The organism is Streptomyces sp. NPDC017979, from assembly GCF_044328175.1.
In the GTDB taxonomy this organism is placed as follows: domain Bacteria; phylum Actinomycetota; class Actinomycetes; order Streptomycetales; family Streptomycetaceae; genus Streptomyces.
The window spans coordinates 1,172,289-1,191,450 of the sequence record NZ_JBIRGU010000001.1 but is presented as its reverse complement, the minus strand read 5'-3'; the positions used below and the strand labels follow the sequence as shown (position 1 = coordinate 1,191,450).

At 71.7% G+C, this 19,162-nt stretch carries 17 protein-coding genes; 12 read left to right on the top strand and 5 right to left on the bottom strand.

What is annotated here, in order from left to right; translation table 11 throughout:
• Window positions 1-59: 59 nt before the first annotated feature.
• The 5 genes from ACH4E8_RS05150 to ACH4E8_RS05130 form a co-directional block, all read right to left on the bottom strand.
• The gene (locus ACH4E8_RS05150) at window positions 60-1,130 is read right to left on the bottom strand and encodes a 2-oxoacid:ferredoxin oxidoreductase subunit beta (protein ID WP_398444414.1); all 1,071 of its coding nucleotides are present in this window, start codon (window positions 1,128-1,130) and stop codon (window positions 60-62) included.
• Window positions 1,123-3,117, bottom strand: coding sequence for a 2-oxoacid:acceptor oxidoreductase subunit alpha (locus ACH4E8_RS05145; RefSeq protein WP_398444412.1), 1,995 nt, complete (start codon window positions 3,115-3,117; stop codon window positions 1,123-1,125). The genes ACH4E8_RS05150 and ACH4E8_RS05145 overlap by 8 nt, the downstream gene beginning before the upstream one ends.
• Window positions 3,118-3,386: 269 nt before the next feature.
• Window positions 3,387-4,046 carry a LuxR C-terminal-related transcriptional regulator gene (locus tag ACH4E8_RS05140; RefSeq protein ID WP_398444757.1) on the bottom strand — a complete coding sequence of 220 codons (660 nt, stop codon included), beginning with the start codon at window positions 4,044-4,046 and terminating at the stop codon, window positions 3,387-3,389.
• A gap of 151 nt (window positions 4,047-4,197) precedes the next feature.
• Window positions 4,198-5,529 carry a sensor histidine kinase gene (locus ACH4E8_RS05135; RefSeq protein ID WP_398444410.1) on the bottom strand — a complete coding sequence of 444 codons (1,332 nt, stop codon included), beginning with the start codon at window positions 5,527-5,529 and terminating at the stop codon, window positions 4,198-4,200.
• A gap of 304 nt (window positions 5,530-5,833) precedes the next feature.
• Window positions 5,834-7,069: a sensor histidine kinase gene (locus tag ACH4E8_RS05130; RefSeq protein WP_398444408.1), complete on the bottom strand. Its 1,236-nt coding sequence runs from the start codon at window positions 7,067-7,069 to the stop codon at window positions 5,834-5,836.
• 320 nt (window positions 7,070-7,389) lie between these two features.
• On the opposite strand from ACH4E8_RS05130, the gene ACH4E8_RS05125 reads away from it, so the two are divergent.
• The 12 genes from ACH4E8_RS05125 to ACH4E8_RS05070 all read left to right on the top strand — a co-directional run bounded on the left by ACH4E8_RS05125 (window position 7,390) and on the right by ACH4E8_RS05070 (window position 19,045).
• The gene (locus tag ACH4E8_RS05125; RefSeq protein ID WP_398444406.1) at window positions 7,390-7,830 is read left to right on the top strand and encodes an NADH-quinone oxidoreductase subunit A; all 441 of its coding nucleotides are present in this window, start codon (window positions 7,390-7,392) and stop codon (window positions 7,828-7,830) included.
• Window positions 7,821-8,435, top strand: a complete 615-nt coding sequence (locus ACH4E8_RS05120) for an NADH-quinone oxidoreductase subunit B (protein WP_398444404.1) — start codon at window positions 7,821-7,823, stop codon at window positions 8,433-8,435. Before ACH4E8_RS05125 ends, ACH4E8_RS05120 begins: the two co-directional genes overlap by 10 nt.
• Complete coding sequence (locus ACH4E8_RS05115) at window positions 8,432-9,793, top strand: NADH-quinone oxidoreductase subunit C (RefSeq protein WP_398444402.1); 1,362 nt, start codon at window positions 8,432-8,434, stop codon at window positions 9,791-9,793. The genes ACH4E8_RS05120 and ACH4E8_RS05115 overlap by 4 nt, the downstream gene beginning before the upstream one ends.
• Window positions 9,790-10,755, top strand: a complete 966-nt coding sequence (locus ACH4E8_RS05110) for an NADH-quinone oxidoreductase subunit H (protein WP_398444400.1) — start codon at window positions 9,790-9,792, stop codon at window positions 10,753-10,755. The genes ACH4E8_RS05115 and ACH4E8_RS05110 overlap by 4 nt, the downstream gene beginning before the upstream one ends.
• A 2-nt stretch (window positions 10,756-10,757) precedes the next feature.
• Window positions 10,758-11,414, top strand: a complete 657-nt coding sequence (locus ACH4E8_RS05105) for a NuoI/complex I 23 kDa subunit family protein (RefSeq protein ID WP_398444398.1) — start codon at window positions 10,758-10,760, stop codon at window positions 11,412-11,414.
• Complete coding sequence (locus ACH4E8_RS05100; RefSeq protein WP_398444395.1) at window positions 11,411-12,022, top strand: NADH-quinone oxidoreductase subunit J; 612 nt, start codon at window positions 11,411-11,413, stop codon at window positions 12,020-12,022. Before ACH4E8_RS05105 ends, ACH4E8_RS05100 begins: the two co-directional genes overlap by 4 nt.
• Window positions 12,022-12,420 (top strand): NADH-quinone oxidoreductase subunit NuoK, encoded by a 399-nt coding sequence (nuoK, locus tag ACH4E8_RS05095; protein WP_398444393.1) that lies wholly within the window; start codon window positions 12,022-12,024, stop codon window positions 12,418-12,420. Before ACH4E8_RS05100 ends, nuoK begins: the two co-directional genes overlap by 1 nt.
• Complete coding sequence (locus ACH4E8_RS05090; protein WP_398444391.1) at window positions 12,417-14,429, top strand: NADH-quinone oxidoreductase subunit L; 2,013 nt, start codon at window positions 12,417-12,419, stop codon at window positions 14,427-14,429. Before nuoK ends, ACH4E8_RS05090 begins: the two co-directional genes overlap by 4 nt.
• Window positions 14,430-14,432: 3 nt before the next feature.
• Window positions 14,433-16,022 carry a NuoM family protein gene (locus ACH4E8_RS05085; RefSeq protein WP_398444389.1) on the top strand — a complete coding sequence of 530 codons (1,590 nt, stop codon included), beginning with the start codon at window positions 14,433-14,435 and terminating at the stop codon, window positions 16,020-16,022.
• Window positions 16,023-16,057: 35 nt separating this feature from the next.
• Entirely contained in the window at window positions 16,058-17,605 is a 1,548-nt protein-coding gene (locus tag ACH4E8_RS05080) for an NADH-quinone oxidoreductase subunit N (RefSeq protein ID WP_398444755.1), read from the top strand.
• Between the two features lie 193 nt (window positions 17,606-17,798).
• The gene (htpX, locus tag ACH4E8_RS05075; protein ID WP_398444387.1) at window positions 17,799-18,656 is read left to right on the top strand and encodes a zinc metalloprotease HtpX; all 858 of its coding nucleotides are present in this window, start codon (window positions 17,799-17,801) and stop codon (window positions 18,654-18,656) included.
• Window positions 18,653-19,045, top strand: a complete 393-nt coding sequence (locus ACH4E8_RS05070) for a YccF domain-containing protein (protein WP_398444385.1) — start codon at window positions 18,653-18,655, stop codon at window positions 19,043-19,045. The genes htpX and ACH4E8_RS05070 overlap by 4 nt, the downstream gene beginning before the upstream one ends.
• Window positions 19,046-19,162: the final 117 nt, after the last annotated feature.

The window sequence follows — 19,162 nt, the reverse complement described above, 5'->3', positions numbered from 1 at the left end:
CTCCGGGCGGAGCGAGGGGCGGTTTCGCGACCGGGTCGATCGGGCCGATCGGCCTCTGGTCAGCCGACGACGGTCCAGGTGTCGTTGCCCGCGAGCAGCGCGCCGAGGTCGCCCTTCCCGTTGCGCTCGACGGCCTGGTCGAGCTGGTCGGCCATCAAGGTGTCGTACACGGGGCGCTCGACGGAGCGCAGGACGCCGATCGGGGTGTGGTGCAGGGTGTCCGGGTCGGCGAGCCGGGAGAGCGCGAACGCAGTGGTCGGGGAGGCGCTGTGCGCGTCGTGGACCAGGATCCGGGACTCGTTCTCCGGGGTGACCGTGACGACTTCGAGGTCTCCGGTCGCCGGGTCGCGGACGACGCCCTTGGCGCCGTCGGTGCCGAAGCGGATCGGCTCTCCGTGCTCCAGCCGGATCACGGCCTCCTGCGCCTGCTCCTTGTCCTTGAGGGCCTCGAAGGCGCCGTCGTTGAAGATGTTGCAGTTCTGGTAGATCTCCACCAGCGCGGTGCCCTCGTGGTCGGCGGCGGCGCGCAGCACGGAGGTGAGGTGCTTGCGGTCCGAGTCGACCGTACGGGCCACGAACGTCGCCTCGGCGCCGAGCGCCAGCGACACCGGGTTGAACGGGGCGTCCAGGGAGCCCATCGGCGTCGACTTGGTGATCTTGCCGACCTCGGAGGTGGGGCTGTACTGGCCCTTCGTCAGACCGTAGATCCGGTTGTTGAACAGCAGGATCTTCAAGTTCACATTGCGCCGCAGGGCGTGGATGAGGTGATTGCCGCCGATGGAGAGCGCGTCGCCGTCACCGGTGACGACCCAGACGCTCAGATCGCGCCGGGAGGACGCCAGCCCGGTGGCGATGGCCGGGGCGCGGCCGTGGATGGAGTGCATCCCGTAGGTGTTCATGTAGTACGGGAAGCGGGACGAGCAACCGATGCCCGAGACGAAGGTGATGTTCTCCTTCGCCAGGCCCAGCTCCGGCATGAAGCCCTGGACGGCGGCGAGGATCGCGTAGTCACCGCAGCCGGGGCACCAGCGCACTTCCTGGTCGGACTTGAAGTCCTTCATGGACTGCTTGGCCTCGGCCTTGGGCACCAGGGAGAGCAGGCTGGGCGCACTGTGCACGGTCTCAGTCATCGATGGCCTCCTTGAGGGCCGTGGCCAGCTGCTCGGCCTTGAACGGCATGCCGTTGACCTGGTTGTAACTGACGGCGTCGACCAGGTACTTCGCCCGGATCAGGGTGGCGAGCTGGCCGAGGTTCATCTCCGGGACCACGACCTTGGCGTACCGGCCGAGGACGTCCCCGAGGTTCGCCGGGAAGGGGTTGAGGTGGCGCAGGTGCGCCTGGGCGATCGGCACGCCCTCGGCGCGCAGCCGGCGCACCGCGGCCGTGATCGGCCCGTAGGTGGAGCCCCAACCCAGCACCAGGGTCGTGGCGCCGTCCGGGTCGTCGACCGCGAGGTCCGGGACCGCGATGCCGTCCACCTTGGCCTGGCGGGTGCGGACCATGAAGTCGTGGTTCGCCGGGTCGTAGGAGATGTTCCCCGTGCCGTCCTGCTTCTCGATGCCGCCGATGCGGTGTTCGAGGCCGGGGGTGCCGGGCACGGCCCAGGGGCGCGCCAGCGTCTGCGGGTCGCGCTTGTAGGGCCAGAACACCTCGGTGCCGTCGGCCAGCTGGTGGTTCGGCCCGGTCGCGAACTGGACGCGCAGGTCGGGCAGTTCGTCCACCTCCGGCACCCGCCAGGGCTCGGAGCCGTTGGCGAGGTAGCCGTCGGAGAGCAGGAACACCGGGGTGCGGTACTCCAGGGCGATCCGGGCGGCGTCCAGGGCGGCGTCGAAGCAGTCCGCCGGGGTGCGCGGGGCGACGACCGGCACCGGCGCCTCGCCGTTGCGCCCGTACATCGCCTGGAGGAGGTCGGCCTGCTCCGTCTTGGTCGGCAGCCCCGTGGACGGGCCGCCGCGCTGGATGTCCACGATCAGCAGCGGCAGCTCCAACGAGACGGCGAGCCCGATGGTCTCCGACTTCAGGGCCACGCCCGGGCCGGAGGTCGTCGTCACCGCGAGCGCCCCGCCGAAGGCGGCACCGAGCGCCGCGCCGATGCCGGCGATCTCGTCCTCGGCCTGGAAGGTCCGCACTCGGAAGTTCTTGTGCTTGGACAGCTCGTGCAGGATGTCGGAGGCCGGGGTGATCGGGTACGAGCCCAGGTACAGCGGCAGGTCCGCCTGCTGGCCGGCGGCGATCAGGCCGTAGGACAGGGCGAGGTTCCCGGAGATGTTGCGGTAGGTGCCGGTGGGGAAGGCGGCGCTCGCCGGCGCGACCTCGTAGGAGACGGCGAAGTCCTCCGTCGTCTCGCCGAAGTTCCACCCGGCGCGGAAGGCGGCGATGTTCGCCTCGGCGATCTGCGGCTTCTTGGCGAACTTGGTGCGCAAGAACGCCTCGGTGCCCTCGGTGGGCCGGTGGTACATCCAGCTCAGCAGGCCCAGCGCGAACATGTTCTTCGAACGCTCGGCCTCCTTGCGGGACAGGCCGAACTCCTTCAGCGCCTCGATCGTCAACGTCGTCAGCGGCACGGGGTGGACCTGGTAGCCGTCCAGCGAGCCGTCTTCCAGCGGAGAGGCGTCGTAGCCGACCTTGGCCATGGCCCGCTTGGCGAACTCGTCGGTGTTGACGATGATCTCGCCGCCGCGCGGCACGTCGCCGATGTTCGCCTTGAGGGCGGCCGGGTTCATCGCCACCAGCACGTTCGGCGCGTCGCCCGGGGTGAGGATGTCGTGGTCCGCGAAGTGCAGCTGGAAGCTGGACACGCCGGGCAGGGTCCCGGCAGGGGCGCGGATCTCGGCGGGGAAGTTCGGCAGCGTGGACAGATCGTTTCCGAACGACGCCGTCTCCGACGTGAACCGGTCGCCGGTGAGCTGCATGCCGTCGCCGGAGTCGCCGGCGAACCGGATGATGACCCGGTCGACCTTGCGGACTTCCTTGGCCGCGGCAGCCGCTGCGGTGCCGGGCGCGTCGGTACCTGAGTGGCGCTGTCCACCGACGAGCGCCTCTTGGGCGTCGCCGGCCGCACTGACGCCGTCGGCCTCGTCGGCGTGCTCGGCTGGGCTACTGACCTGGCTGGTCACTGAACTGGACCTCCCTTGAGGCGGCTGCTCGGACCGGCCGTCCCACCGACCGTTCCACGTGCCACCCTACGTTGGTTAGGGTGGCCTTCCCTGGATCGCTCATATGCTGGACCGGAAAATGAGACACTGCGGCGTCCCCTTTTGTGGTAATTCGCCCCACTCTTTGCAGAGTGTGCCTCGACCTCTTTCCGCTCATCCTTTAGACGTAGGACCAGTCCTGCTTTATCGGCTCGGCGGGCCTGCAAGATTTCTGACAGGCAGTCGACCGGTCAGGAATTGAGATACGTGAGCACGGCCAGGACGCGACGGTGATCCCCGTCACTCGGGGACAGCCCGAGCTTCTGGAAGATGTTGCTCACGTGCTTCTCGACCGCGCCGTCACTCACCACCAGCTGCTTCGCGATCGCGGAATTCGTCCGCCCCTCCGCCATCAGCACCAGCACCTCGCGCTCGCGCGGCGTCAGCTTCGCCAGGACGTCCTGCTTGCGGCTGCGCCCCAGCAACTGCGCCACCACCTCGGGGTCCAGCGCCGTGCCCCCCTTGGCGACCCGCACCACCGCGTCCACGAACTCCCGCACCTCGGCCACGCGGTCCTTCAGCAGATACCCCACGCCCCGGCTGCTGCCCGCCAACAGCTCCGTCGCGTACTGCTCCTCCACGTACTGGGAGAGGACCAGGACCCCTATCCCCGGGTGCTCCCGGCGCAGCTCCACCGCGGCGCGCACGCCTTCGTCCGTGTGCGTCGGGGGCATCCGCACGTCGGCCACGACCACATCGGGCAGCGCCTGCGCGGCGGCCAACTCGGCGACCGTCTTGACCAGCGCCTGCCCGTCGCCGACCCCGGCGACCACCTCATGTCCACGGTCGGTCAACAGCCGCGTCAGGCCCTCCCGCAAGAGCACTGAATCCTCGGCGATGACCACCCGCACCCGCTCGTCCACCACAGCCCCGTTCCCCCTGTCGATCCGTACTGGCCTGCTGGCCTCGTGACCAACAGCATCCCAGGATTCGGATCGAGCCGGGCGAGCCTGTGGATAACTTGCCCGCGGCGGTCAGCGGGGCCGGGCCCCAGCGGGGGTCTCAGCCCCGCCAGGGCAACTCGGCCGTCACCGTCGTGGGGCCGCCGACCGGCGAGTCCAGGGCGAGGATGCCGTCGACCGCGTCCAGCCGCTCCGCCAGCCCCGCGAGGCCACTGCCCGCGGTCACGTCCGCGCCGCCCTTCCCGTCGTCCGTGACCTGGATCATCAGGCGGTTCTCGCTGCGCCACACCTCGACGGACGCTTGCCGGGCCCGGGCGTGCTTGCTGATGTTCTGGAGCAGTTCGGAGACGGTGAAGTACGCGATGCCCTCGATCGCCGCGGCCGGCCGGTACGGAAGGTCCACCTCCACCCGCACCGGCACGCTGCACCGGGTGGCGACGGCGGAGAGGGCGGCGTCGAGTCCGCGGTCGGTGAGGATGGCGGGGTGGATGCCGCGGGCCAGGTCGCGCAGCTCTTGCAGGGCGAGCTTCACCTCGCCGTGGGCCTCGTCGACCATGGCCGCCGCCGCGTCCGGGTCCTCCAGCAGCTTCTCCTTCGCCAGCCCCAGATCCATGGCGAGCGCCACCAGCCGGGCCTGTGCCCCGTCGTGCAGGTCGCGTTCTATCCGCCGCAGGTCGGCCGCCGCGGTGTCCACCACGACGCCCCGGTCCGACTCCAGCTCCACCACGCGGGCCGCCAGCCGCGACGGCCCCAGCAGCCCGGCGACCAGCACCCGGTCCACGTACGCGAACCCACGGATCGTCCAGGCCGTCACCAGCACCAGGACGAGCCCGCCGGCGGACGTGGTGGCGATCTCGAAGGGGGTGTCCAGGTAGAAGTTGTTCCCCTTGCCGTCCCCGTAGAGCTGGATGCCCGGCACGTCCGCGTACCTCGGGAAGATCCACTGCCACAGCGGGTACAGGAACAGGCCCCAGCCCGCCGTCCACGCGGCGAGCACGGACGCGAACGCCGTCACCGCCCAGGGGAAGTGGAGCACCGCGTACAACACGTGCCGCCAGGACGTCCCGCTCTTCAAGATCGCGCCCAGCCAGGCCATCAGCCCCCGCGCCTTCGGCCTCAGCGGCTCCGGCTCCTCCACCTCCAGCCCCAACAGGAACCGCGCTCGGCTGCGCTCCAGCGAACCGAAGGCCCGGCACCCCGCGAGCGTCGCCGCGAGGACCGGGACGCCTATGAAGGTGATCAACAGCCCCGCGCCCGTCGCCAGGCCCACGACCGCGAAGACGAAGAGACTGATGCTGATCGGCAGGTTCAGCATCAAGTACCAGAACTCGCGCCACGTCCGCCCCTCGAAGGGAGCCCGCAGCACGGCGGGCACCGCGTGACGGCGCTCGGCGCGCTGGTCGTACCGCTCCGCCCGGTGGTTCGTGGCCATCTGTCTCGTCCGTTCTCCAGGGTGGGCTGCTGTCATGACAATCAGGATGCGCGGTCGGGACCCGGCCGCACCATGAGGGCCAGTGCCGTCTTCACAGGGGGGTTTTCCCTACCTCGGGGGCTCCGGGCCCGCGCCGAACCCTCCGCCCGCCCCCGCAGCCGTCCATCCGTCGCCGCGCGGTCGCGCCCCCTCAGCAGGTCCCCCGTCGCCGCGCGGTCGCGCCGCCGACCGATGACCCGTCCCCGACCGATGACCCGTCCCCGACGGATGACCCGTCCCCGACCGGTCACCCGCCCCGGGCTGGTCACGCCGACGTCGACCGGTCACGCCACGGCACCTCCACCGTCACCGTCGTGCCCCCGTCCGCCGGCGACTCCAGCACGAACAGCCCGTCGACCGCCCCCAGCCGCTCGGCGAGCCCCGCCATGCCCGTCCCGCCGTCCAGCCGCGCGCCGCCCTTCCCGTCGTCCGTGACCTGGATCATCAGACGGTTCTCGCTGCGCCACACCTCGACCGACGCCTGCCGGGCCCGGGCGTGCTTGCTGACGTTCTGGAGCAGCTCGGAGACGGTGAAGTACGCGATCCCCTCGATCGCCTCCGCCGGCCGCTCCGTCAGATCGACCGAGACCGTCACCGGAGCCGTACACCGGGTGGCGACGGCGGAGAGGGCGGCGTCGAGTCCGCGGTCGGTGAGGATGGCGGGGTGGATGCCGCGGGCCAGGTCGCGCAGCTCTTGCAGGGCGAGCTTCACCTCGCCGTGGGCCTCGTCGACCATGGCCGCCGCCGCGTCCGGGTCCTCCAGCAGCTTCTCCTTCGCCAGCCCCAGCCCCATCGCGAGCGCCACCAGCCGGGCCTGCGCCCCGTCGTGCAGGTCCCGTTCGATGCGCCGCAGGTCGGCCGCCGCGGTGTCCACCACGACGCCCCGGTCCGACTCCAACTCGGCGATCCGGCGCTCCAACTCGTCGGACGGCGACAGCAGCCCCCGCACCATCACGCGGTCCGCGTTCGCCAGCCCGCGCGCCAGGAACCCCAGCACCGGCCACAGCGCCACCAGCGAGAGCAGCATCACGGCGAACGTCACCACGCCCCACGGCAGCCGTATCGCGAAGTACAACACCGCACGCCAGCCCACGGGGTCCTTCAAGCTCGTCCACAGCCAGACGAAGAACCCCGCCTCCGGCTGGGCGTCCCGCAACGGACTCGGCTCCTCCACCCGTACGCCCAGGAGCGCCCGGGCCCGCGTGCGCTCCGCCCCCGCCAGCGCCCGGGCCCCGGCCAGCCCCAAGGCCAGCATCGGCAGCCCGACGACGGTCAGCGTGAGTGCCGCCCCCACGACGATCATGAACACCACGTAAAGAAAACCGAACAGCGCCAACGGGAAGTTCGCCAGCAGGTGCGCGATCTCGCGCCAGGTGCGGCCGTCGTAGGCGAAGCCCACCGGCGGCGGCGCTCCGGCGTCGGCCCCGCCCCGGGGTGCAGAGGGAACGGCGCCCGGCGCCGGGCCCGGCGCGGGATCGGAAGCGAAGTCACTGGCGGTCATACCGGCCAGCGTGCCTGCCCGGACCGCGCGGCGCCATGGGGAAGGGCGGTGCCCTGAGGTGGGGTTAACCCCACCCCGCACCGATGCGACTGCTTACGCGCCCTTTAGCAGGGCCTAGACTCCCGTGCGTACGAAACCAGGGATCGCGTACCCGCGGGACCAGGGATTCTGAGAACCTCCCCAGATTCCCGGACCCGCGCGGCCACGGATCCACGCGTTCTTTCCAAGGTCCACGAAGTTGGCCAGACTGCCGGTGCCGACGTTGCTGACGGGGTTGACGAGCTTGACGAGGCTGACGAGTCAGGGAGCGAGGGGCTGAGGTGCCGGAACCGACCGTGGCCGTGACCGCCACCACCACCGCGACCACGACCGTGCTCGCGGCGGAGCAGCAGTCCGACTACTTCGCCAGCTACTCCGTCGTCGGACTCCTCGCGCTCATCGGAGTGATCTTCGTCGCGGTCGCCTTCGGCGCGGGACGTCTGCTGCGGCCCGTCGTGCCGACCCCGGAGAAGCTGCTCACCTACGAGTGCGGCGTCGACCCGGTCGGCGAGGGCTGGGCCCACACCCAGGTCCGCTACTACGTGTACGCCTTCCTGTACGTGATCTTCGCCGTCGACTCGATCTTCCTCTTCCCCTGGGCCACGGTCTTCGCGGCGGCGGGATACGGAGCGACGACCCTCGTCGAGATGTTCATCTTCCTCGGCTTCCTGGCCGTGGGACTGCTGTACGCATGGAAGAAGGGCGTCCTCACATGGACGTGACCCCGCCCCCGCCCGACGCGCCGGAGCTGCTGCCCGAGCCGAAGCGACTGGGGGTCCTCTCCCGGCTGGCGCCCGAGCCGATGAAGGTGGTCCTCAACTGGGGCCGTCGCTACAGCCTCTGGGTCTTCAACTTCGGGCTCGCCTGCTGCGCCATCGAGTTCATCGCCGCCTCGATGTCCCGCCACGACTTCATCCGGCTCGGGGTGATCCCGTTCGCGCCCGGCCCGCGCCAGGCGGACCTGATGGTCGTCTCCGGCACGGTGACGGACAAGATGGCCCCCGCGGTGAAGCGGCTGTACGAGCAGATGCCCGAGCCCAAGTACGTGATCTCCTTCGGCGCCTGCTCCAACTGCGGCGGGCCGTACTGGGACTCGTACTCCGTGACCAAGGGCGTCGACCAGATCATCCCCGTGGACGTGTACGTGCCCGGCTGCCCGCCGCGGCCCGAGGCGCTGCTCCAAGGCATCCTCAAGCTCCAGGAGAAGATCGCCCGCGAATCGCTCGGCGAGCGGTACGGAACGGGCGGAGCGCGTTCCTCCGTCGCCGAACTCCGCAGCGGCCTGGTCACCCCGCCGGCCGCGCCGGGTGCGGGAGGCGGCGCATGACCGCGTACGACCGGCTGCCCGACGCCGTCACCGAGGTCTTCGGGCCGGACGCCACGGCCGAGTCCGCGTACGACCTGCTCACGGTCGACGTGCCCGCCGGGTCCTGGATCGCCGCCCTCGAAACCGCGCGCGACGAACTGGGCTGCACCTACTTCGACTGGCTGAGCGCGGTCGACGAGCCGGGCACCGGCTTCCGCGTCTGCGCGCACGTCGTCTCCGTCGGGGCCGAGGCGGGCGGCGGCGCGGGCGGCGCCGTCCGGGTACGCCGGCTGCTGCTGCGGACGACCGTCCCGCACGACGCCCCCGCCCTGCCCACCGCCGTGCACGTGTACGCGGGCGCGGAGTGGCACGAACGCGAGACGCACGAGATGTTCGGCGTCACCTTCACCGGACACCCGCACCCGGCGCCGCTGCTCCTGCCGGAGGGTTTCGAGGGGCATCCGCTGCGCAAGGACTTCGTCCTGGCCGCGCGGGTCGCGAAGGCGTGGCCGGGGGCGAAGGAGCCGGGCGAGTCCGCGGCGGGGGCGCACGGCCCCAAGCGCCGTCAGATGCTGCCGCCGGGCGTGCCCGACCCGAACGAATGGGGCCCGCTCAAGGGCCAGCTCCCGCCCGCGCCGGCGCGCCCGGCGAGGGCGGCCCGCGCGGCGGGCGCGGGCGCCGCCGAGCGTCCCGTACGCCGTACCCGTACCGCGGGGGAGGGCTCGGCGAGCCAGTCCGCGCCCGCCCCGACGGAATCGACGGCAGCACCGGAACCGACGGCTCCGGTGGAATCTGCCGGTACGGGCGGTACGCCGGGCGGTACGGGCGAGGCACCCAAGGCCCCGCGCCGTACGCGCAGCGCTGCGGACGGCTCCGCCAGCCAGACCTCCGGCGCCGCCGGCCCACGCCGCAACCGCAGTGCCGCGGACGGCTCGGCGAGCCAGACCTCCGGCGCCGCCGGCCCACGCCGCAACCGCAGTGCCGCGGACGGCTCGGCGAGCCAGCCGGCCGGTGGCGCAGGTCCGCGGCGCAGCCGTAGCGTCGGCGAGGGGTCCGCGAGCCAGCGCGCCGCCGCACCGCGTACGCCGGAGCCCGCACCCGAATCCGGGTCCGGACCCGAATCCGGGGCAGCGGAGTCGCGCACCCGCAGCTCGGACGCGCCCTGGCACCACGCGCGCCCCGCCTTCGACGACACCGAGGCGGGCCCGAAGGGCCCGGACCACGCGGACGACGCCACCAGCAGCGACACCGGCAACGACGACGAAGCCGCCTCCGCCGCCGACAGGGCCGAGAGCGAGGGCCAAGACCAAGGCTCCGACAGCACGGGCAAGGCTCCGGACAGCGGCACGGACGACACCGCCGGAGGCGACCCCACGTGAACGACGCTCTCGACGTCCTCGTCCGCCTCCTCGTCGTCTTCGCCGTGTTCTTGGTCTTCCCCCTGCTCGTCGGCCAGACCGAGCACAAGGTCATGGCCCACATGCAGGGGCGGCTCGGTCCGATGTACGCCGGCGGCTTCCACGGCTGGGCACAGCTCGTCGCGGACGGCGTGAAGTTCGCGCAGAAGGAGGACGTCGTCCCGGCCGGTGCCGACCGGCGCGTCTTCCAGCTCGCGCCCGCCGTCGCCCTGCTGCCGTACCTCCTCGTGCTCCTGGTGATCCCGATCGGCCCCGGCGAGGGCGCGGTCGGCCAGGTCGTCGACGCCGGCATCTTCTTCGTCCTCGCGGTCATGGGCGTGAGCGTGCTCGGCTCCCTGATGGCGGGTTGGGCGTCGGCCAACAAGTTCTCCCTGCTCGGCGGGTTGCGCACGGCCGCCCAGCTACTGGCGTACGAACTGCCGATGCTGCTCGCCGCGGCCTCGGTCGCGATGGCCGCGGGCACGGTCTCGCTGCCGGGGATCCTCGACGCCTTCGAGTGGTGGTGGCTGCCCTGGCAGATCGTGGGCGCCCTCGTCTTCTTCGTCGCCGGCCTCGCCGAGCTCCAGCGCCCGCCCTTCGACATGCCGGTCGCCGACTCGGAGATCATCTTCGGTGCGTACACCGAGTACACCGGGCTGCGGTTCGCGCTGTTCCTGCTCGCCGAGTACGCCGGCATCGTCGTCCTGTGCGGGCTGACCACCGTCCTCTTCCTCGGCGGCTGGCACGGCCCGTTCGGCGCCGACGGGCTCGGCTGGGTCTGGACGCTGCTCAAGACCGCCGTGCTCGCGTTCGTCGTGATCTGGCTCCGGGTGTCGTACCCGCGGATGCGCGAGGACCAGCTCCAGCGCCTCGCCTGGACCACCCTCGTCCCGCTCGCCCTCGCCCAGATCGCCCTCACGGGCATCGTGAAGGTGGTGATCTGACCATGTCCCCGATCCCCGGCTCCGGCCTGGCCAAGGGGCTCGCCGTCACCCTGCGCACGATGACGAGGAAGTCCGTCACCGCGCAGTACCCGGACGTGCAGCCCGAACTGCCGCCCCGCACCCGCGGGGTGATCGGGCTGTTCGAGGAGAACTGCACGGTCTGCATGCTGTGCGCCCGCGAGTGCCCCGACTGGTGCATCTACATCGACTCCCACAAGGAGACGGTCCCCGCCGCGGCCCCCGGCGGGCGCGAGCGCAGCCGCAACGTGCTCGACCGCTTCGCCATCGACTTCTCGCTCTGCATGTACTGCGGCATCTGCATCGAGGTCTGCCCCTTCGACGCGCTGTTCTGGTCGCCGGAGTTCGAGTACGCGGAGACGGACATCCGCGACCTCACCCACGAGCGCGACAAGCTCCGCGAGTGGATGTGGACGGTGCCCGCGCCGCCCGCGCTCGACGCCGCGGCGGAGGAGCCGAAGGAAGTCGCCGCCGCGCGCAAGGCCGCCGACAAGCTCGCCGCCGCCCGCGCCAAGGAGACGGAAGCCCCGGGCGACGGCGCCCCGAACACCGGAGGTCCGAACACCGACGCTCCGGGCGACGGAACTCGGGGCGAGGGCACGCCGGACGGGCCCGCGTCCCCCGGGGGAGGCGCCGCGTGAACCTCCTCGCCGCCACCGCACCCCAGGGCTTCCTGTCGCCCACGGGCGTGGAGATCGCCTTCCTCCTCGTCGGCCTCGTCACCCTCGGCGCGGCCGTCATGACCGTCACCACCCGCCAACTCGTGCACGCCGCCCTGTGGCTGGTGGTCGCCCTCGGCGGCCTCGCCGTCGAGTACCTGCTGCTCACGGCGGAGTTCATCGCTTGGGTGCAGGTCCTGATCTACGTCGGTTCCGTGGTCGTCCTCCTCCTCTTCGGGCTGATGCTCACCAGGGCGCCCATCGGCCGCTCCCCGGACGCCGACTCCGGCAACCGCCCGGCCGCCCTCGCGGTCGCTGCCACCTCCGCCGTCGCCCTGGTCTGGGTGGTCGTGGACGCCTTCCGCACCACCTGGATCGACCTCGACGGGCCGGCCCAGGGGTCCACGAAGGTGGCCGGCGAGATCCTCTTCCGGCACTGGGTGCTGCCGTTCGAGGCGCTGTCCGTACTGCTGCTCGCGGCCCTCGTGGGCGCCATCGTGCTGTCCCGCAGGCGCGCCGCGGCGACCGACGCCGCAGGCCCCGCCCACGGCCCGGTCCCCGCCGCCTCCGACACCGAGGGGGACGACTGATGCACCTCGCCTACCCCGCCGTGCTCTCCGTCCTCCTCTTCTGCATCGGCGTCTACGGCGTGCTCGCCCGCCGCAACGCGATCCTCGTCCTGATGTCCGTCGAGCTGATGCTCAACGCCGTCAACCTCAACCTCGTCGCCTTCGACGTCTGGCTCCGGGACGCCCTGCACTCCGGCCAGGCCCTCACCCTCTTCACCATCGCCATCGCCGCCGCCGAGATCGGCATCGGACTGGCGATCGTGCTGATGGTGTACCGCAACCGCGGCACCTCGGACGTCGACCGGCTCCGCGACACCGCCGAAGGCCCCGGCGACGACGACCCCGGCGCCCTCGACGCCCTGACCACCACCCCGGACTCCGCCGCCCCGGCGACGCAGAAGGCCGAGGCCACCGCGTGACCACCACCACCCTCGCCGTCCTCGTCCCCCTCCTCCCCTTCATCGGCGCCGTCGCCGGACTGCTGCTCGGCCGCACCGCCCCCGGCTTCGTCCGCCCCCTCGCCGTCCTGCCGATCCTGGCCTCCGCGGTCCTCGCGGCCGTCGTCGCCGTCCGGCAGGGCGGCGAAGGGCCGATCTCGGCCGCGACCCAGCTCACCCCGACCGGGTCCGTCCCCATCGACCTCGCCCTCTACCTCGACGGCTTCGCCGTCCTCGTCGCGGTCCTCGTCGGCGTCGTCGCCTCGTGCGTGCAGATCTACTCGACCGCCTACCTGCGCGACGACCCCCGCTACCCCTCCTACGCGGCCCTCGTCTCCCTCTTCACCTCCGCGATGCTGCTCGTCGTCTACTCCGGCGACCTGATGGTGCTCCTGGTCGGCTGGGAGATCATGGGCATCTGCTCGTACTTCCTCGTGGGGCACTACTGGGAGACGCCCGAGGCGCGTGCGGCCTCACTGAAGGCGTTCCTCGTCACCAAGCTCGGCGACGTCCCCTTCCTGATCGGGCTGTTCGCCCTCGCGACCGACGCCGGCACCTTCCGGATCACCGGGATCCTCGACACCGTCGCCGACGGCGGGCTCGACCACCCCACCCTCGTGGCGCTGCTGCTGCTCGCCGGCGTGGCGGGCAAGTCGGCGCAGTTCCCGCTGCACACCTGGCTGCCCGACGCGATGGCCGGCCCCACGCCCGTCTCCGCGCTGATCCACGCCGCGACGATGGTCGCCGCCGGCATCTACTTCGTCGCCCGGCTGCTGCCCGTCTTCGCCGCCTCCGCCGCCGCACTCACCGTCCTCGCCGTGATGGCCGCCGTCACCATGGTCGGCTCGGGCCTCGCCGCCCTCGCCCAGGACGACATCAAACGGGTCCTCGCCTACTCGACCATCGGCCAACTCGGCTACATGGCGGGTGCGCTCGCCGTCGGCGACCGCGGTGCCGCCGTCTTCCACCTCCTGTCCCACGGCGCCTTCAAGGCGCTGTTGTTCCTCGCCGCCGGCGCGGTCATCCACGCCGCCGGCACCAACTCCCTGGCCGTCATGTCCAGGACCAGCGGACTGGCCCGCCGTACTCCCGACGCCTTCTGGACGATGACGATCGCCCTGCTCGCGCTCGCCGCCGTACCCCCCTTCGCCGGCTTCTTCACCAAGGAAGCCGTCCTCGTCGCCGCCGAACACACCGCGCTCGGCGAGTCCAACACCGCGCCCGGCGCCGCGGGCTGGACCGTACTGATCGCCGGTCTGGTCGCCGCCCTGCTCACCGCCGCGTACGCGACCCGGCTGTGGCTGCTGGCCTTCCGCGGCCAGGGCGCCGAAGCCCCCGACCACGGCCGCGAACCCCTCGCCATCACCTCCGTCCTGTGGCTCCTCGCGATCCCCTCCCTCGGATTCGGCGCGACCTTCGGCTACTTCGACGGCTGGTTCGACGGGCAGGGCCTCGCCCCCACCGTGACCACCGCCGTCCTCGGCACCGGCACCGCCGTCATCGGCGCCGCGGTGACCTACGCGGCCTGGCACTCCCTGCGCCCCCGCGCCGCCGCGCTCCAGACCCGTACCCCCGAAGGGGCCGTCGTCGCCCACCCGGACGCCGCGCCGTACGCCGTCGAAGCGGAGGCCATCGCGGCCCACACCCCGGCCTACGGATCGCCCGCCTCGGCCCCCGACCCCGCGGACCCGGGCCGGATGCTGCTCGGCCCGCTCCACCGCCACGCGGCCAGCGGCTTCCACCTCGACGCCGTCTACCACGCGCTCTTCGTCCGACCCGTCCTCGCCGGCGCACGCCTGGTCCGCTTCCTCGACCGCGAGGTGATCGACACCTACGTGCGCGCAGCGGCCACCGGCACCAACGCGCTCGGCTGGCTCGTCCGCCGCGCACAGACCGGCAACGTGCAGACCTACGTCAGCGCACTGCTCGCGGGCACCGTCGTGCTGGTGATCGCCGTGGTCGTCCTGTCCAACGTCAACGCGGGGTCGTGAGCCGTGATCGATATCAGCGAGTCCGTGATGCAGTTCCTCCTCGCGTTCGTCGTCGTGGGGCCGCTCATCGGGGCCGCGGCCGCCCTGCTGCCCGCGCCGCCCGGGCTGCGGGGCAAGAACCCGGACCAGGCGGTGCTGCGCCACGGCGTGACCGTCACGGGCGCGGTGCTGGCCGCCGCGATCCTGCTCGTCATCGGCTTCGACCACGACCAACCGTCGAAGATGCAGGCCAGCACGGACATCAGCTGGATCCCCGCACTCGACGTGCGCATCCACCTCGGCATCGACGGCATTTCCCTCCCCCTCCTGGTCCTGACCGCGCTGCTGACCTTCCTGTGCGCGCTGTACAGCTACTTCAAGATGCCGACGGGGCCGTCCCCGAAGGCGTTCGTCGCGCTGCTGCTCGTCCTCGAATCGGGGACCCTCGCGACCTTCGCGGTCCTCGACCTGCTGCTGTTCTTCCTGGCCTTCGAGATGGTGCTCATCCCGATGTACTTCCTCATCGCCCGCTGGGGCGGCGAGGGCCGGCAGGCCGCCGCCTGGAAGTTCATCCTCTACACGCTGCTCGGCTCGGTCGTCATGCTGCTCGGCTTCCTGCTGATCGGCCTGAAGTCGGGCACGTTCGACATGGTGGCACTCGCCACTGACAACGGCCGTGGGCTGACCACGTCCACGCAGGTCATCGCCGTTTTGGCGATCGGGCTCGGCCTCGCGGTCAAGACCCCGATGTGGCCGCTGCACAGCTGGCTGCCCGACGCCCACACCGCAGCGCCGACCGTCGGCTCCGTCCTGCTCGCCGGCGTCCTGCTGAAGATGGGAACGTACGGATTCGTCCGGATCGTCCTGCCGGTCGCGCCCGACGGCATGCTGACCTTCGCGCCCTACCTCGCAGCCTTCGCCGTCGTCGGCATCATCTACGGGTCCCTCGCCTGCCTCGCCCTCGTCAAGAACGGCGCCGCCGGCGACCTGAAGCGCCTGATCGCGTACTCGTCCGTCGGCCACATGGGCTTCGTGCTCCTCGGCATCGCCACCATGACCCCCACCGGCGTCAACGGCGCGCTCTTCGCCAACATCGCCCACGGACTCATCACCGGCCTGCTGTTCTTCCTCGTCGGCGCGGTCAAGGACCGCTACGGCACCGCCGACCTCGACACCCTCGCCGGCGCCACCGGCGCCGCCCTCTACGGCCGCGCGCCCCGCCTCGGCGCCCTCCTCGCCTTCGCCGCCGTCGCCTCCCTCGGACTGCCCGGCCTCGCCGGCTTCTGGGGCGAGATGCTGGCGCTCTTCGGCGCCTTCGACCCAGCCCCCGGCCTCAACCGCCCCGCCTTCCTCACCTTCATGGCGATCGGCGGATTCGGCACCCTGCTCACCGCCGCGTACCTCCTGATCGTCGTCCGCCGCGTGTGCATGGGCGTGCCCGCGCCGGCCGAAGGGGACGCCGAGGTCAAGCCCATCGCCGACGTGCAGACGTACGAGTTCGCCGCGTGGACCCCGCTCGTCGCCCTCACCGTCATCGCCGGGCTGTGGCCCGCGGTCCTCCTCGGCCTCACCGACCCGGCCGTGCAGAAGCTCCTCTCGGGAGGCACCTCGTGACCATCGCTACCGGCACGGCCCCCGCGGCGGCCCACCTGGCGGCGTCCGACGGCGGCACCGGCGGGGTCGCCAGCCTCGTCCAGAACGTCGACTGGGTCACGATCGCACCACCGACGATCACGGCCGCCGTCGCGCTGCTCCTCCTCGTCGCCGACCTCTTCGTCCCCGAGCGGGGCAAGGGCCTCCTCGGCATCGGCGCCGTCGCCGGCCTGGGCCTCGCCCTCGTCTCCCTCGTACCGCTGCGCGCCGGCGACCGCAGCACGTTCTGCCTCACCACCTCCACCACCACCTGCAGCTACACCGCGGACCGCTTCACCCTCGCGATCCAACTGCTGGTCCTCGGCGGCGCACTGCTGACCGCACTGCTGTCGCTCCAGGAGACCCGGCGGAAACTTCCCGCGGGCGAGTTCTGGTTCCTGCTGCTCGCGTCCGCCGCGGGCGCCGCCCTGCTCCCCGCCTCCCGCGACCTCGCCACCCTGGTCGTCGCCCTCGAAGTCGCCTCCCTGCCCGCCTTCGCCCTCGTCGGCCTGCGCCGCGGCGACCGCCTCTCCAGCGAGGCGGCCCTGAAGTTCTTCCTGTCCTCGGTCACCGCGACGGCCGTGACGCTGCTCGGCGTGAGCTTCGTGTACGCGTCCACCGGCAGCCTCCACCTCACCCAGATCGCCGTCGCCGACGTACCCGGGCAACTGGACACCCTCGCCAAGGCCGGAGTCGCCCTCACCCTCATCGGCTTCGCCTTCAAGACGGCGGCCGTCCCCTTCCACTTCTGGGTGCCCGAGACCTACGTGGGGGCGCCGCTGCCCGTCGCCGGCTACCTCTCCGTCGTCGGCAAGGCGGTGGGCTTCTCCGGCCTCGTGGTGATCACCGTCATCGGCTTCCCGGGGTACGCGAACGTGTGGGGCCCGGCCCTCGCCGTCCTCGCCGCCGTCACCATGACCGCCGGCAACGTCGCCGCCCTGCGCCAGTCCGCCACGCGTGCGTGGAGCGCCGTCCGCCTCCTGGCCTGGTCGTCCGTCGCACAGGCGGGCTACATCCTGGTGCCGATCGCGGCCGCCGCGTACTCCAGCGACCACCAGATCGGCTCCACGGTCGCGTACGCGCTGATGTACGCCGTGGTGAACCTCGGCGCCTTCGCCGTGGCCGCGCTGGTCGCCCGCACGCACCGGCTGAACCGGATCTCCGACTACCGCGGCCTGTACGCGACCCGCCCGGTGACCGCCCTGACCATGGGCTTCTTCCTGCTGTGCCTCGCCGGGCTGCCGCCGGGCATCATCGGCCTCTTCGCCAAGGTGACCGTCTTCTCCTCGGCCGTCGACGCGGGCCTGGGCTGGCTGGCCGTGGTCATGGCCGTCAACGTCGTCATCGCGCTCTACTACTACCTGCGCTGGACCGCGATCCTCTTCCGAGCCCCGGAGGGAGCCGGCGCAGGCGCCGCTTCCGAGGGCTCGGCCACGGTGGCGGGCGGCGCGCCGGCCGTGCCCCGGTCCCTCGCCGCCGCACTGGCGCTGACCGCCGTGGCGGGCGTCGTCCTGTCCGGCTACCCGCAGCTCGTCCTGCGCTTCGCGGCCGTCGACCTGTTCTGAGGACGCGAGCCGCGGTGACGGCCCCGACCGGCGACGACGGTCCCGGCCGTCACCCGGATGGCCGGGACGCCCGCCGGAGCACCAGGGAACTCGCCCCCCTCGCCTGGCGTTGACCAGTACAGAAGGGTCCACTGGAGAGTGGAGCACCACGACGCAAGAGGGTTCCCCTGCCGCACCACCTGGAGGGCGTACCGTGCACCGCCGGCACAATGGGCTGAAGACCGCCGTACTCCTCGGGGGACTGTCCGCACTCATCCTCGTCATCGGCAGTTTCTTCGGCCGTACGGGCCTGATCGTCGCCCTCCTCGTGGCGATCGGCACCAACGCGTACGCGTACTGGAACAGCGACAAGCTCGCCCTGCGGGCCATGCGCGCCCGCCCGGTCAGCGAGTTCGAAGCCCCCGGTCTCTACCGAATGGTCCGCGAGCTCTCCACCGCCGCCCGCCAGCCGATGCCGCGCCTCTACATCTCCCCGACCCAGGCGCCGAACGCCTTCGCCACCGGCCGCAATCCCCGGAACGCCGCCGTGTGCTGCACGGAGGGCATCCTCCAGATCCTCGACGAACGGGAGCTGCGCGGCGTCATCGGCCACGAGCTGAGTCACGTGTACAACCGCGACATCCTGATCTCGTCCGTCGCCGGCGCCCTCGCCTCCGTGGTGATGTTCCTGGTGCACTTCGCCTGGCTGATCCCCGTCGGACGCTCGGACGACGACGGCCCGGGCCTCCTCGGCATGCTGCTGATCATGATCCTGGGGCCGGTGGCCGCGGCCATCATCCAGCTCGCGGTCAGCCGTTCCAGGGAGTACGAGGCGGACGCGTCCGGAGCCCAGCTCACCGGCGATCCGCTCGCCCTCGCCAGCGCGCTGCGCAAGCTCGACGCCGGCACGAAGCAGCTGCCGCTGCCGCCCGAGCCCCGACTGGAGACCGCGAGCCACATGATGATCGCGAACCCCTTCCGCCCGGGCAAGGGAGCCAAGCTCTTCTCCACCCACCCACCCATGGCCGAGCGCATCGCCCGACTCGAAGAGATGGCAGGTCGACGTCCATGAAGACGATTCTGAACATCATCTGGCTCATACTCTGCGGCTTCTGGATGTTCCTGGGGTACGTGCTCGCCGGGTTGCTGCTGTGCATCACGATCATCGGCATCCCCTTCGGGCTCGCCGCCTTCCGCATCGGGATCTACGCCCTCTGGCCCTTCGGCTACACGGTGGTGGACCGGCGCGACGCGGGCGCACCGTCCTGCGTCGGGAACGTGTTGTGGCTGATCCTGGCGGGCTGGTGGCTGGCGCTGGGGCACATCGTCACCGGGGTCGCCCTCTGCATCACCATCATCGGCATCCCGCTGGGCATCGCGAACTTCAAGCTGATTCCGGTCTCCCTGATGCCGCTGGGCAAGGAGATCGTCCCCACGGACCAGCCGTTCGCCACCCGCTGACCTGAGCCTGCTGACCCGCCCGCTGACCTGAGCCCTTGACCCGGGCCCGCCGATCCGGCCCGCCGGCCTCTCGTGGACCGGAGCTGCCGCCATGTGCCCGCGCCCGTTCTACGTCTG

Bases quoted from the DNA above. Each gene is read 5' to 3' on its own strand.
- ACH4E8_RS05150 (WP_398444414.1), bottom strand. From the start codon at position 1,130: ATGACTGAGACCGTGCACAGTGCGCCCAGCCTGCTCTCCCTGGTGCCC.
- ACH4E8_RS05135 (WP_398444410.1), bottom strand. From the start codon at position 5,529: ATGGCCACGAACCACCGGGCGGAGCGGTACGACCAGCGCGCCGAGCGC.
- ACH4E8_RS05130 (WP_398444408.1), bottom strand. From the start codon at position 7,069: ATGACCGCCAGTGACTTCGCTTCCGATCCCGCGCCGGGCCCGGCGCCG.
- ACH4E8_RS05120 (WP_398444404.1), top strand. From the start codon at position 7,821: ATGGACGTGACCCCGCCCCCGCCCGACGCGCCGGAGCTGCTGCCCGAG.
- ACH4E8_RS05115 (WP_398444402.1), top strand. From the start codon at position 8,432: ATGACCGCGTACGACCGGCTGCCCGACGCCGTCACCGAGGTCTTCGGG.
- ACH4E8_RS05105 (WP_398444398.1), top strand. From the start codon at position 10,758: ATGTCCCCGATCCCCGGCTCCGGCCTGGCCAAGGGGCTCGCCGTCACC.
- nuoK (WP_398444393.1), top strand. From the start codon at position 12,022: ATGCACCTCGCCTACCCCGCCGTGCTCTCCGTCCTCCTCTTCTGCATC.
- ACH4E8_RS05070 (WP_398444385.1), top strand. From the start codon at position 18,653: ATGAAGACGATTCTGAACATCATCTGGCTCATACTCTGCGGCTTCTGG.